The organism is Pseudomonas nicosulfuronedens (assembly GCF_005877905.1).
GTDB classification, from domain to species: domain Bacteria; phylum Pseudomonadota; class Gammaproteobacteria; order Pseudomonadales; family Pseudomonadaceae; genus Pseudomonas; species Pseudomonas nicosulfuronedens.
The window spans coordinates 109,123-121,731 of record NZ_SWDV01000014.1; the positions used below are offsets into that span (position 1 = coordinate 109,123).

The following is a 12,609-nucleotide window of genomic DNA, read 5'->3' on the forward strand; positions in this document are numbered from 1 at the left end:
CGAAAAATGCTTAAGAACCTTTTCACCGCCAAGAACAACGGCGAGGCCAACGCTCCGTCCCATGGACTGCTGCTGGACTATCCCGCCCTGATGGCCAGGGTGGCCGATCAGGCACCGAACTATGCCGGCAATGCCCCCTTCCCGCATATCGTCATCGATGATTTTCTGCCCCCGTCGACCTTCGCCCGGCTGCTGGAGGAATATCCGCACGACCAGAACGACCCGCTGTGGAACAACGCAACGCACACCGACAAGGCCAGCGGCGAGTACGTGCAGAAGGACAAGCGCAACATCCGCGACCCGCTGCGCATGCCGCCGACCTACCGCCAGCTGTTCTGGGAGCTCAACTCCCACGCCTTCCTCGACTATCTCGCGCAACTGACCGGTATCGCCAACCTGATTCCCGACCCCAACCTGCGCGGTGCCGGGATTCACCAGATTGCCCGCGGCGGCTTCCTCAAGGTGCATACCGACTTCGCCACCCACCGCGACTTCGGCCTGGACCGTCGGATCAACGTGCTGATCTACCTCAACGAGGAGTGGCCCGAGAGCTACGGTGGCCAACTCGAACTGTGGGACCCGGAGATGGCCGGACCACCCCGTCGCGTGCTGCCGATCGCGAACCGCTGCGTGGTATTCAGCACCACGTCCAGCTCGTTCCACGGCCATCCACACCCTCTCACCTGCCCCGATGGCGTCTACCGTCGCTCCCTGGCGCTGTACTACTACACCAACGGTCGCCCGGAGGGCGAAGCACAGCCCGGTTACGCCACCCACTGGCGCGACGTCCCGGCCTGAACGGCCTCAGGCGTCAGCTGCGCGGCGCGCCCAGGGAGCGCGCCGCGAGTAGGTCGCCAGGTGTGCCTTCAGGCGCAGGAAGGGCAACTCCACCAGGCGATAGCTCAGCCAGGCCAGACCCCACGACAGTAACAGGCTGAAAGCGATCCGCATCAGGTAGGCGTCGGCATTCGCTTCCAGCGTCATTCCTGCGGCCTTCAGAGGGAAAAGGCAGTAGAACTGTACCGGGACATGGATCAGGTAGAGCGAGTAGGAGATTCGCCCGAAGTGATCCAGCAGCGGGTTGGCCAGCAGCGCCTTTATCCGCCAGCTCAACGCCAGCAGCCCGAGCATCGCTCCCCCCCAGAGCAGCGACTCGATATTGTGGTACATCGGCAGGGCCTGCAGGGCATTGCGCTCCCCACTCAGGGAGAACCACAGCCATAGGCGCCCCAACCCCAACAGACAACCGATCAGCAACAGGAAGCAGACGAGTGCACGCTCGCGCAGCCAGGCGTAGCTTCGGCTCAGACTGAACCCCGCACACGCCGCTCCTGCGAGAAACGCGCCGAAGCGGCCGAACAATGAGTTTTCCCAAAAATTCGTCGGCGCCAACCAGCCCGGTGAATGGAACAGCCAGACATGCGCCACGCCCCATGCCAGCAGCGCAGCCGCCACCAGCCAGCGCCCGGCGGCAAAGCGCAGCAGCCACATCACCCAGGGCAGCACCAGGTAGAACTGGATTTCGGTGCACAGCGACCACCAGGGCACGCTGAACGGGAAGGCCTGGAATCCAATGGGAATGAATAGCAGGGCCTTGAAGGTGACCGTCTTCTGCGTCATCACCCAGGCCAGCAGTACTGCGGCGTAATACAGCGGCACGATGCGGAAGAAGCGTGCAGTGTAAAAACGCTGGATGCTCACCTGCTGACCATCACGCAACCCCTGCAGGAAGGGCCGCGACAGCAGGAAACCACTGAGCACGAAGAACAACGTGACGCCGGTGTTGCCGCCACCCAGCAGAGTCATCCACATCGGATTGTCCGAGCGTTCGGCCAGGCCGAGGATGCCGAAATAGTGAAAACCCACTACCAGCAGGATCGCCCAGCCGCGCAGTGACTCCAGTTCGGGCAGGTAACTGGCCGGCTGACGCAGCCCCGCTCGGACGTCGCTGGCGTCACTCACGACTCAGCTGGCCGGTTGCTGCTGCGGCTGGCCCTGCGTCAGGCGCTTGAGCTTGCGAGTGTTCTCCAGGTGCTTGCTGGCATGCACGTAGAACGAACGCAGCCCCGCACCGTCGTCGGCCTTGGCATCCTCGAACAGCAGCTTGAGTAGCGGATGGTCATTGCTGCGATCACCGCCGGGCTTGCGCAGCACTCCCAGGCCGAAGCCGTGGTTGAAGGTGAAGGTCTCGTGCTGGCCACGTGTCTCGTCCCAGAACTTCCAGGCGCCGAAGTCCTGCAGGCGGGCCATGACGTCATGGAACAGGATGATGCCGCCCGGCTTCACCTTCGGATACCAGTTGGCGAAATCGGCGCTCACTGCCTCGTAGGTATGGAAACCATCGATGTGCAGCAACTCGATGCTGTCGTCGTCGAAGTGCTTGAGCGCGTCCTCGAAGAACATCCGCATCAGGTACGAGAAGCCATGGTAGTGCTGGCGATTATGGTTGTTGACTGCGTTGAACACCGACTCGTCGTATTTGTCGGTGTGCGCATCGCCCTCAAAGGTATCCACGGCGTAGCAGACACCATCGATATCGTTCTCCTTCATCGCCTGGCAGAAGGTGAAGTAGGACAGTCCCTTGTGCGTGCCCAGTTCAACGAGCATCTTGGGGCGCAGCGCGGTGACCAGGTCGTAGCCGAACGGCAAGTGATCGACCCAAGTGCTGAAGACCATGTGCAGCGGCTCGAAATGCTTGATCGACGGGGGCATGTAGAGGGTCTTCATGATCTGGCCTTCTCCGGAAGCTGGGGGGCGGGAAGCAATGATCCGCACCGGTGTCTGCACCGGGGCGAGGCGAAATTCGGGCTTGAGGGCCTGGTCGGCGAACGGGTCTTCCTGGCGCCCGGCGCAGCGGCGCACGCGATCCATACCGCGCTGCACGGAGCGTTCGAGATAACGCAGGCTGGGCGCCTTGGCCTGGCCAAGCAGAATAGGCTCCACGGTCGGCGAGCGGAAGGGCTCCCCCAGCAGCGCGCAGAGCTGATCGCTCTGACGCTTGAGCAGATCCTCGCGTCCGTCGACCTCGGAAGTGGTGACGCCGCCATGCAACTGGTGGAATGAACCTTCTCCGACCAACATCACCGACTGCGTACGTGGGTGCATGGCAGCCTTGCGATAGAGATAAAGGTTCAGCGCACCGCCGCCAGGCATGTCGAAACGCTCGTCGGCACGGCCGATATCGCGGAACACCTGGGCATTGATGAACAGGCAGTTGCTTTCCATGAAAGGGTGGAAATAGCCGTTCGGGTTGGCACCGCTCCAGCAGGAAATATCGAACAACCGATAGCCATTGGCCGACTCTGGCCAGCCGATATCCGCCAGCAGTTGCTGCTCGGCCTCTTCGGAATAGCCGTGGGTCAGGTGAAACTGCTGCTCGTTCTCCCCCAGATGGTAACCAGGCACCACTACCATGGCATCGGGCGTCATACGGAAGGCCATCAGCGCGTACTTCACTACGCCAGGCGTCACCAATCGGGCACCATCGATCATCAGACCGATGAAGCGCCCACGCGCCTGGGCGAAACCGAAGTTGATCGCCGGCGCGGGCGATACGCCTGCTTCGTCACGCAGGAAGTAACGGAAATTGCCGGGCAGCCGGGCGATGGCCTCCGCATCCATGTTTCGCTTGGAGCGGTTCTCCACCAGGATGACTTCATAATCGTCGGCATCGACGCCCTGCTGGTAGTCAGGCGCCAGGCTGATCAAAGTGTTGAGCGCCTGGCGCGGCATGTCATAGGCAATGACGATGATCGACAGCAGCGGACGCTTCTCGTGGTACGCAGTCATACAGCCTGCACCCGACTCAGCGAATGATTGAGGAAACGGAAAATGTGCGGATGCGCCGAACCGAGCAAAATCGGCCGCACGCTGGGTGGTGTGCGGTTGTCTCCGCGAATCTGCTTGTCCTGTTCATCGAGCAGCTTGTAGACCCGCTCGCGCTCCTCGCGCAGGGTGCCGGTGGTCACGCCACCATGGAACTGGTGGAACGACCCTTCGCTGTAGAGCAGATAGAACGGCGTATTCGGGTACTCCAGCAAGCGCTTGTAGAGATCCAGGTTGGCGTTGCCGCCGCCGAAGTCGTTGTAGCGCGGGTTCACCCCGCCCAGCGCCTTCCACTTGCGCATCGACATGCCGATGAAGTTGCTCTCGTAGTTGGCCTGGAAGAATCCACCCTGGCAGGAGCCACTGAGCACCGCGATGTCGAACAGCCGATAGCCGTTGCTCGGCCACTCGATGCCGTGCAGCAGGACCTGCTCGGCATCCTCGTTGTAGCCCTCGTTCACCGCCACCTGCTGGAGCTTGTGACCGATGTGATAGCCGGGCACGGAGACGGCCGCCTCGGCGTCGAGACGGAAGGCGTCCAGTGCATGGCGCAGGACACCGGGAGAGAGCATGCGCGCACCGTCGATCATGATGGCGATGTGGCTGCCTCGGGCCTGGGAGGCTCCGAAGTTGATCGCATGGACCGGCGTACGCTCGGTTTCGTTGCGGTGGAAGTACCGCACGTTGCCCGCATGCTGGGTGGCGCGCTCACGGCCCAGCAAACGGTCGGAATGGTTTTCGACGACGATGACTTCATAGTCTCGCTCGTTCACACCATGCTGATAGGCAGGGCTGAGCGAATACAGCGTCTTGTCGGCCTGCTCGGGCATCTTGTAGACGATGACCACGACGCTCAGGCGCGGCGCGCGACGAAAGATGGGCATGACACAACCCCCGGGTCAATCAGCGATGGCTTTGAGAGCCTGGTACAGGGCATCCAGCTCGGGCGCGAGTTTCTCGTCGCCGTGCCGATGATGTTTGAGTTCGGAGCTGAAGAACCGCTCCGTAGCCGGCGGCTCGAGGCCGAATCTGCGCAGCACCTCATCCAGCTGCCGGTGCAAGCTGTCCTCGTCCTGGTCGAAGCAGAGTACCGGGAACTTCACCCGACCATGCAGTTCGAGGAGGCGGCTGTTATAGGCCTTCCACAGGCCTAGCGCCTGTTCACGCGGCATGCCGCCACGGGCCTGGAGGGAATCGGCAACGGCCGAAGGGTGGCGGAAGATGCCGACGAAACGCAGGTTGGGAATCAGTTCCTGCCAGCCTTCGACGGCCAGGAGCGCGCGCGGATCCTTGAACCCCCAGCGCTTCACGCCATCGTAACCACCGATCAGCTCGCGGGCCGCGGCGTACTCGGCCGGCGTCCAATGCGGCGCCACGGCGGGCGGGTTGTCCCACGCCGCGCCACGCTCGGCGAGCATCGCGTCATGGAAGGCAACGATATCGGTGTTCTCGCGGTTGCCCTTGAGATTGTGAGGGTTCCATGTACTGTGCTTGCCCAGCTCCAGGCCGGCCTCCTGCAGGGAGCCGGTGAGGAAACTGGTGCCGCTGCGGTGCATGCCGACAACCATGAGGACCAGGTCTTCCTGGGCGGGAGCGGCTTTCCGGGAGGAGCCGAACAAGACATCAAATAGGCGCATACCAGCTCTTTTTCTTATGTTTGGGCGATGATCCGCACAGAATGCGCCGTAATTGGCACACAGGCTTGCTGCGGCGCATTGTGTTTAAATACCCCACCCTTTTCAATCCAACAAGAACGACATGAAGCACAGGGACATCATTCTATTCGGCGTCTACAGCGACCTGCGCACCGAAGTGGCGCGGCGCTTCCTGGGATTCCTCTGGTGGATCCTCGAACCCGTGATGTACATGGGTGCCTTCTACATTGTCTTTGGCCTGGCCCTGGGCCACAGCCGCCCGGGCTATGTCCCGCTGCTGCTCAGCGGCATGGTGGCCTGGAAGTGGTTCGACGGCTCGGTGCGCCAGGCCAGTAATGCCATCCAGAGCAACGCCGGCCTGATCCAGCAGATCGATGTGCCCAAGTACGTGTTCGCGCTCATCCCGATACTCAGCAACACCTTCAAGTTCCTGATCATCCTGACCCTGCTGATCCTCTCCTTGCTGCTGTCCGGATACCGCCCGTCGCTGGAATGGCTCGCACTGCCGGTGCTGATCCTCAATCAGTTGCTGTTCATCATCGGCTTCGGCTTCCTGCTGGCCTCCGTGCTGCCGTTCGTGCCGGACCTGCGCCAGGTGGTGGACAACTTCCTGATGCTGATGATGTTCATGTCCGGCGTGTTCTTCAGCATCCACGAGATTCCTGCCTCCATGGCGCCGTTCCTGAATCTCAATCCGATGACCGTGATGATCACCGCCTTCCGCGATGTGCTGCTGCACAACCAGTGGCCGTCCTGGGGCGAACAGTTCTATGTGCTGGCCGTCGCTGTACCCCTGCTGGCTGCCGCGTTGTGGATCCTCCACCGCAACGAGCGCAAGTATCCCAAGCTGCTGTTCTGAGGTGAGACATGTCCGGTGATCTGATTCTCCAGGCCGAACACGTCGGCCTGTCCTACCGGCAGCGGGTTGGCATGCTGCGCTATGAATCCTTCTGGGCCCTGCAGAACGTCAGCTTCGAGCTCTACGAAGGCGAAACCCTGGGCGTGATCGGCAACAACGGTGCCGGCAAGAGCACGCTGTTGCGCATGATCGCCGGCATCGTCGACCCCGATCGCGGGGTGCTGCACCGCAGCAAGCCGTTGAGTGCCAGCCTGCTGGCCCTCAACGTGGGCTTCAAGCCGGAGCTTTCCGGCCGCGACAACGTTGTTATCAGCGGTTTGCTGCTAGGCATGAAGCGTGCTGACATCCGCCGGCAGATGGATGACATCCGCGAATTCAGCGATCTGGGCGACTTCTTCGAACGCCCGGTAGGCACCTACTCCACGGGGATGCGCGCCCGCCTGGGCTTCGCCGTGGCGATCCACGCCGATCCGGATATCCTCCTGATCGATGAAGTACTGGGCGTGGGCGACCAGACCTTCCGCGAGAAATCCCACGCGGCCATGCGCGCCAAGATCAAACAGGGCAAGACCGTGATCCTGGTATCCCACAGCATGGAGGCGATCCGCGAACTCTGTCAGCGAGTACTCTGGATCGAGCGGGGCAAATCGATCATCTGCAGCGATGCAGAAACCGTGATCAGCGGCTACCACGAGACTGTTCGCCAGGCGGTGCGTGAAATGCACAAGGTCGAACGAGAGCGCAAGGCCGCTCAGCAAACGCTCGAAGTCCAGCAGTAAAAGCCGGCGGGCTCAGTGATGCCCGCCGCCGTTCTGCTCGAAGGTCTCGATCAGCGCCACCTGCATCCGCGAATGCACGCGGATGAACCAGCGCCAGAACACCGCGATCACCAGCGCGGCGATCAGCGCCACCACCACCAATAGCTCGCCCGGCGGCAGGATGCTCGAACTGAGCGCCGCCAGCAGCAACATCATGCCGCCCAGCGACAGCAGCGGGATCAGCTCGGAAATCACCCGGCGCACGCGGGCCGTGTGGCGCCCGGCGCTTTCGGCCTTCACTCCCATCTCCGCCAGCAGCATCGCCAGCGCCTTGAGCTTGCGGTAGGCCGCGATCAGGAACGGCAGCGAGAGCAGCAGCGCAGCGCCCCAGATCAGCGCCTTGTGCAGCGCTTCGGGCTCGACGAACTGCGCCAGCCATTGGCCGATCTGGCCGGCGAAGAACGCCAGGGCGAAGAAGATCGCGATCACCAGGGTCAGGTTGACCCCGACCTGCAGCAGGATGCGCCGGATCATCCCGGCGAGGATCGCCTTGTCGCCGCGCGGCTTGATGCTGCGCAGCCACTCACCGTACAGGCTGAACACCCGCACCATGGGCGAGGGCAGGCTGCGACCCAGGTACAGCGCCAGCGGGTCGGCGGAACGGATCAGGTAGGGCGTCAGCAGGGTGGTGATGGCCGACACACCGACCACCACCGGGTAGAGGAAGTCGCTGGTCACACCCAGGCTCATGCCCAGCGCCGCGATGATGAAGGAGAACTCTCCGATCTGCGAAAGGCCCATGCCCACGCGCATCGAAGTGCGCCCGTCGTTACCGGCGATGAAGGCGCCAGCGCCACAGGAAATCAGCTTGCCGGCCACGACCACGAAGGTGATCACCAGGATCGGTGCGGCGTAGTCCACCAGGACCTTGGGGTCGATGGTCAGGCCGATGGCGACGAAGAAGATCGCGCTGAACATGTCGCGCACCGGCTCCATCAGGCGTTCGATCTGGATCAGCTGACGCGACTCAGCCATGATCGCGCCGATCAGGAAGGCGCCCAGGATCATGCTGTACTCCAGCTTCACCACCAGCAGGCAGAAGCCGAAGCACAACCCCAGCACCGTCACCAGCAGCATCTCGTTGCTTTCGAATTTCGCCACGTAGGCCAGCAGGCGCGGCACCAGCAGGATACCGACGACCAGCGCGACGACCATGAACAGGCTGAGCTTGCCGACCGTGGAGAACACCTGGTCGGCCTCCACCGTGCCGCTCACGGCGATGCCGGAAAACAGCGCGATGATGCCGATGCCGAGGATGTCCTCGATGATCAGCACGCCGAAGATCAGCTGGGCGAAGCGCTCGTTCTTCATCTTCAGGTCGCCCAGGACCTTGATGATGATGGTGGTGGAGGACATCGCCAGGATTGCGCCGAGGAACAGCGAGTCCATGGTGCTCCAGTCGAACAGGCGGCCGATCTCGAAGCCGGCCCAGATCATCAGGGTGATTTCCAGGAACGCGGCGATGAACGCCGTGGCGCCGACCTGGAACAGCTTGCGCAGGGAGAACTCCAGCCCCAGGCAGAACATCAGGAAGATCACCCCCAGCTCGGCGAGGGTCTTGATCGTTTCCTCGTCGTGCACCAGGGCGAACGGCGGGGTGTGCGGACCGATGATCACCCCGGCAATGATGTAGCCCAGCACCACCGGCTGCTTGAAGCGATGGCAGAGGATGGTGACGAAACCGGCGATCAGCATGATCACCGCGAGGTCCTGGATGAAGTCGATGGCATGCATGGTCGGCGGTCCTCGCGGCGTGGGGTCAGGGGATCGCGCGGCTGACGGCCTCGCTCAGCGAAGCCTACCATCCGAGTCCTCCGACAGGCGGCTCTGAAAAAATCAGTAACAGACTGATTTGGAAAGGGATTCAATCGCCCCCATATCAAGCATCGGCCCGCAACCTGTGGGCAACAGCACGAAACAAAATCTGGCTGGCCCTCATGCAGCGCCGCCTGCAACATGACGTGCGTCGTATACCAACCAAGAGAATGACAACGATGAAGCGCTTTCTCAGCCTTGCCATGGCCTTCTGTGTCGCCGTGACGCTCAGCCTCGACGTCAACGCCGCCAAGCGTTTCGGTGGCGGCAAGAGCATGGGCTCGGCGCCGAGCCACCAGACCCGCCAGGCGCAACCCGCCGCCACCCCGAATTCCCCCGCCGCCGCAGGCCCGGCTGCAACCGGTGCCGCCGCTGGCGCTGCCGGCGCGGCTGCCAAGAGCGGCGCTTCGCGCTGGCTCGGCCCGCTGGCCGGCCTCGCCGCCGGTGGCCTGCTCGCCTCCATGTTCATGGGCGACGGCTTCCAGGGCATGCAATTCCTCGACATCCTGATCATCGCGCTGATCGCGTTCATCGCCTTCCGCTTCATCGCCTCCCGTCGCCGCCAACAGCAGGGCAACCAGCCCGCCATGGCCGGTGGTCATGCGCCGATGCAGCGTGAAATGCCGGCCGCTCCGCCGTCGATCTTCGGCGGTGCCTCGCGCCCGGTGATGGACAGCCGCCCGGTGATCAACGCACCGAGCTGGTTCGACGAGACCCGTTTCGTCGGCGCCGCCCGCGAGCACTTCATGTCCCTGCAGCAGCACTGGGACGCCAACGAGATGGACAAGATCGCCGAGTTCGTCACCCCGCAGATGCTGCAGTTCCTCAAGCAGGAACGCGCTGACCTGGGCGACGGCTACCAGTCCACCTACATCGACAACCTCGACGTGCAACTCGAGGGCGTGGACGACCAGGCCGAGAAGACCATCGCCACCCTGACCTTCAGCGGCGTGTCGAAGTCCTCGCGCTTTGACCAGGGCGAGCCCTTCAGCGAAAGCTGGCGCATGGAGCGTGCCCAGGGCGAGAACCAGCCCTGGCTGGTCGCTGGCATCCGCCAGAACTGATCCTGCGCGTGAAGAAAAAGCCCGGCGATTGCCGGGCTTTTTCGTTTCCGTCGCCCACCTCGGCGGCGCAGTACAGCACTTCCCTCGGGCCCGCCGCTCGTCCGGACGACGCCCACGCAGTGGTCTTGCGCGGATGGCCGGCTACTACTGTATAAAGCGCGCCAACCGTCGAATGTAGAGAGGCCCCGCCTGTGGAAGATGTGATCGAGAAGTTGCGTGAAGTGAACGAGCCGGTGCCGGTCCCGCTGGAGTTGCCGGACGAAGAACTGCTGGTGGAGATCGAGGAAGAGCTGCTGATCGGCATTCCGTCGGAATTCCGCGAATTCCTCCTGCAGGTCAGCGACGTGATCTACGGCCGCCTGGAGCCGGTCACCGTGACCGATCCGCAGTCCCATACCTACCTGCCGGAAGTGGCCGCCGTAGCCTGGGCCAGTGGCCTGCCGCGCGAGCTGATCCCGCTCTGCGCCGATGGTGACGACTACTACGCGGTTGCCGAGGACGGCGAGGTGATCCTCTGGGCCGACGGCGAGCTCACCGAGGAAACCTGGGACTCCGTCTGGACCTGGGCACGCGACGTATGGCTGGATACTTGAAGCCCGGTGTCGGAATTTCCTGAAACTTCCATGGTCACACAGGCAACCCAGCGTACCTCCAGCCCTTGCTGCCCGGGCGGGTACGATGCCCCGTGGAGAAACTATGAAGTTGAAAGCCTTGTTCACCTGCCTGTTGCTGCTCGGCCTCGCCGGATGCGCCGACAAGGCCGTGGTGACGCTGCAGGACGGCAGCGAAATCCTGGTGAAGGATCACTCCGACTACGACAAATACAATGACTACTACGAATTCGAACAGCTCAACGGCGAGACGATCCTGATCAAGAAGGACAACGTCCGCTTCATCAAGACCCCGTGAAGGGCGCCCTAGCGCGCCCCGAGCCTTCCCCCGCTTTCCAGCTCCAGCAGGTTGAGCAGGTACTGGCCGCAGTAGCCCAGGTCCTGTTCGATGGCTTTGCGCGCGCCCGCGCCATCGCCTCGCTCCAGCGCCTGCAGGGTGTCTTCGTGGAAGTCGTTCAGGCGCAGCGACAGGTCGGCCTCGGTGAACAACCGGTTGAAGAAGGGCCCGACCTGCAGCCACAGCGCCTCGATCATGCGCAGCAGCGTGGGGTTGCCGCAGGCACGGTAGAGCGTCAGGTGGAACAGGCTGTTGGCTTCCAGGTAGCCGTGGACATCGCGGGCGTTCAGCGCGGTTTCCATGCGTTCGGTGCAATCGCGCAGCACCGCCATGTCGGCGGGCTTCAGGTGCCTGGCTGCGTCCTCCACCGCCAGTCCCTCCAGGGATTGCCGCACCTGCAGGATCTGCAGGTAGCGCTCGCGGGTCATCACCGGCACCCGTAGCGATCGCTGCGGCTCGCCTTCCAGCGCGCCCTCGGCCACCAGCCGTTGCAGGGCGGCGCGAACCGGCATCGGGCTGGTGCCCCACTCATCGGCCAGGTCGCGGATCTTGAGCCGCTCGCCGGGCTGGAAGCGCCCGCTCAGCAGGGCCTGGCGCAGGTTCTGGTACAGCTGTTCCTGAAGGTTGTCGGGCATCGTGAATCACTCCCGGCCGGCCGGCGGTGCCGGCAGTTGGGCGAAGGTCAGGCTGCAGTCGTGCTTCATCTTGCTTATCCCTTGTTCTCGATCAGACAGTTGCCGCCATCCACCACCAGCACTTCGCCGGTGATGTAGCTGGCTTCGGGCGAGGCCAGGAAGGCGATGGCGGCCGCCACCTCCTCCGGTCGCCCGGAACGGCCGAGCGGCGTGCGCCGTCCGGCCTGTATTTCTTCTTCGCTGCTGGAGCCGGTGGCGATCCAGCCCGGCGCCACGCTGTTCACCGTCACCCCGCGACGCACGACTTCCAGCGCCAGGCCCATGCTCATGCCGAGCATTCCGGCCTTCGCCGCACTGTAGGCGGACTCGCCTGGATTGCTGGCGCGAACGCCGGTGGTAGAGCTGACATTGACGATGCGCCCGTAGCCGCGCTCGAGCATCCCCGGCAGCAGCGCGCGGGTGAGCAGGAAGGCGCTGGTCAGGTTGCGCGCCAGCGACAGGTTCCAGGTCGCGAGGTCCATCGCGGCCAGTTCGGCGAAAGGCTCCGGGCTGCCCTGCATGGCCATGCCGGCGTTGTTCACCAGCACGTCTACCCTTCCCCATTGCGTCTGGGCCCAGTCGGCCAGTTGACGAACGTCGTTCTCGTTGGTCAGGTCGGCGAGCAGCGCGCGGGCCTCGAAGCCCTCGGCGCGCAGCTCGTCCGCCCGCTGCAGGACGCGCTCGCTGCTGGCCGTCAGCAGCAGTTTCACGCCATGGCGCGCCAACCGGCGGGCGCTGGCGAAACCGATGCCGGACTCGCTGCCGGCGCCGCTGACCAGGGCAACCTGGCCGGCCCAAGCGGACTCATTCGTGACATCTTTCATGGGCATCTTCTCGTTCTGTGATCACAGAATTCGTTACAGGGCAGATTATCAGGCAGTTGATCCGCTGTATTGACATTTTTGTGATCACAAATGGAAGATGTGCGAAATAACAAACGAGGTGTGCAAC

Annotated in this window: 12 protein-coding genes and 1 pseudogene; 6 read left to right on the forward strand and 7 right to left on the reverse strand. The window is 63.3% G+C overall.

Annotated elements, in window-relative coordinates; all coding sequences use genetic code 11:
• The first annotated feature begins 6 nt into the window (after positions 1-6).
• Positions 7-798: a 2OG-Fe(II) oxygenase gene (locus FAS41_RS14350; RefSeq protein WP_218939113.1), complete on the forward strand. Its 792-nt coding sequence runs from the start codon at positions 7-9 to the stop codon at positions 796-798.
• A gap of 6 nt (positions 799-804) precedes the next feature.
• Here FAS41_RS14350 and FAS41_RS14355 read toward each other — a convergent pair whose 3' ends face one another.
• Genes FAS41_RS14355 through FAS41_RS14375 form a run of 4 tightly spaced genes read right to left on the reverse strand, consistent with a single transcriptional unit; the run spans position 805 to position 5,462 of the window.
• A complete protein-coding gene (locus tag FAS41_RS14355; protein WP_138523301.1) occupies positions 805-1,962 on the reverse strand; it encodes an acyltransferase family protein in 1,158 nt (385 codons plus the stop codon).
• Positions 1,963-1,965: 3 nt separating this feature from the next.
• Positions 1,966-3,789 (reverse strand): class I SAM-dependent methyltransferase, encoded by a 1,824-nt coding sequence (locus FAS41_RS31175; protein ID WP_246084877.1) that lies wholly within the window; start codon positions 3,787-3,789, stop codon positions 1,966-1,968.
• On the reverse strand, positions 3,786-4,709 hold the full coding sequence (locus FAS41_RS14370) for a glycosyltransferase family 2 protein (protein ID WP_138523303.1): 924 nt from the start codon (positions 4,707-4,709) through the stop codon (positions 3,786-3,788). Before FAS41_RS14370 ends, FAS41_RS31175 begins: the two co-directional genes overlap by 4 nt.
• A 15-nt stretch (positions 4,710-4,724) precedes the next feature.
• Positions 4,725-5,462: a sulfotransferase family protein gene (locus tag FAS41_RS14375; RefSeq protein WP_246084878.1), complete on the reverse strand. Its 738-nt coding sequence runs from the start codon at positions 5,460-5,462 to the stop codon at positions 4,725-4,727.
• Positions 5,463-5,583: 121 nt separating this feature from the next.
• Here FAS41_RS14375 and FAS41_RS14380 point away from each other — a divergent pair, with 121 nt between their 5' ends.
• Positions 5,584-6,339, forward strand: coding sequence for an ABC transporter permease (locus tag FAS41_RS14380; RefSeq protein WP_171049487.1), 756 nt, complete (start codon positions 5,584-5,586; stop codon positions 6,337-6,339).
• A 128-nt stretch (positions 6,340-6,467) separates the two neighbouring features.
• Positions 6,468-7,118, forward strand: a pseudogene (locus tag FAS41_RS14385) (ABC transporter ATP-binding protein); the annotation flags it as partial.
• Positions 7,119-7,130: 12 nt separating this feature from the next.
• Here the strand turns inward: FAS41_RS14385 and FAS41_RS14390 are convergent.
• Positions 7,131-8,891 carry a cation:proton antiporter gene (locus FAS41_RS14390; protein ID WP_138523307.1) on the reverse strand — a complete coding sequence of 587 codons (1,761 nt, stop codon included), beginning with the start codon at positions 8,889-8,891 and terminating at the stop codon, positions 7,131-7,133.
• Between the two features lie 260 nt (positions 8,892-9,151).
• On the opposite strand from FAS41_RS14390, the gene FAS41_RS14395 reads away from it, so the two are divergent.
• The 3 genes from FAS41_RS14395 to FAS41_RS14405 all read left to right on the forward strand — a co-directional run bounded on the left by FAS41_RS14395 (position 9,152) and on the right by FAS41_RS14405 (position 10,945).
• Complete coding sequence (locus FAS41_RS14395; RefSeq protein WP_138523309.1) at positions 9,152-10,036, forward strand: Tim44 domain-containing protein; 885 nt, start codon at positions 9,152-9,154, stop codon at positions 10,034-10,036.
• 191 nt (positions 10,037-10,227) lie between these two features.
• Entirely contained in the window at positions 10,228-10,629 is a 402-nt protein-coding gene (locus FAS41_RS14400; protein WP_138523311.1) for an SMI1/KNR4 family protein, read from the forward strand.
• Positions 10,630-10,732: 103 nt separating this feature from the next.
• The gene (locus FAS41_RS14405; protein WP_017521498.1) at positions 10,733-10,945 is read left to right on the forward strand and encodes a YgdI/YgdR family lipoprotein; all 213 of its coding nucleotides are present in this window, start codon (positions 10,733-10,735) and stop codon (positions 10,943-10,945) included.
• A gap of 8 nt (positions 10,946-10,953) precedes the next feature.
• Here the strand turns inward: FAS41_RS14405 and FAS41_RS14410 are convergent, their stop codons facing one another.
• Positions 10,954-11,619 (reverse strand): GntR family transcriptional regulator, encoded by a 666-nt coding sequence (locus FAS41_RS14410; RefSeq protein WP_138523313.1) that lies wholly within the window; start codon positions 11,617-11,619, stop codon positions 10,954-10,956.
• Positions 11,620-11,693: 74 nt separating this feature from the next.
• The gene (locus tag FAS41_RS14415; protein ID WP_138523315.1) at positions 11,694-12,482 is read right to left on the reverse strand and encodes an SDR family NAD(P)-dependent oxidoreductase; all 789 of its coding nucleotides are present in this window, start codon (positions 12,480-12,482) and stop codon (positions 11,694-11,696) included.
• Between the last annotated feature and the right edge of the window lie 127 nt (positions 12,483-12,609).

Bases quoted from the DNA above. Each gene is read 5' to 3' on its own strand.
- FAS41_RS14405 (WP_017521498.1), top strand. From the start codon at position 10,733: ATGAAGTTGAAAGCCTTGTTCACCTGCCTGTTGCTGCTCGGCCTCGCC.
- FAS41_RS14350 (WP_218939113.1), top strand. From the start codon at position 7: ATGCTTAAGAACCTTTTCACCGCCAAGAACAACGGCGAGGCCAACGCT.
- FAS41_RS14370 (WP_138523303.1), bottom strand. From the start codon at position 4,709: ATGCCCATCTTTCGTCGCGCGCCGCGCCTGAGCGTCGTGGTCATCGTC.
- FAS41_RS14375 (WP_246084878.1), bottom strand. From the start codon at position 5,462: ATGCGCCTATTTGATGTCTTGTTCGGCTCCTCCCGGAAAGCCGCTCCC.
- FAS41_RS14410 (WP_138523313.1), bottom strand. From the start codon at position 11,619: ATGCCCGACAACCTTCAGGAACAGCTGTACCAGAACCTGCGCCAGGCC.
- FAS41_RS14380 (WP_171049487.1), top strand. From the start codon at position 5,584: ATGAAGCACAGGGACATCATTCTATTCGGCGTCTACAGCGACCTGCGC.
- FAS41_RS14415 (WP_138523315.1), bottom strand. From the start codon at position 12,482: ATGAAAGATGTCACGAATGAGTCCGCTTGGGCCGGCCAGGTTGCCCTG.
- FAS41_RS14395 (WP_138523309.1), top strand. From the start codon at position 9,152: ATGAAGCGCTTTCTCAGCCTTGCCATGGCCTTCTGTGTCGCCGTGACG.
- FAS41_RS31175 (WP_246084877.1), bottom strand. From the start codon at position 3,789: ATGACTGCGTACCACGAGAAGCGTCCGCTGCTGTCGATCATCGTCATT.
- FAS41_RS14390 (WP_138523307.1), bottom strand. From the start codon at position 8,891: ATGCATGCCATCGACTTCATCCAGGACCTCGCGGTGATCATGCTGATC.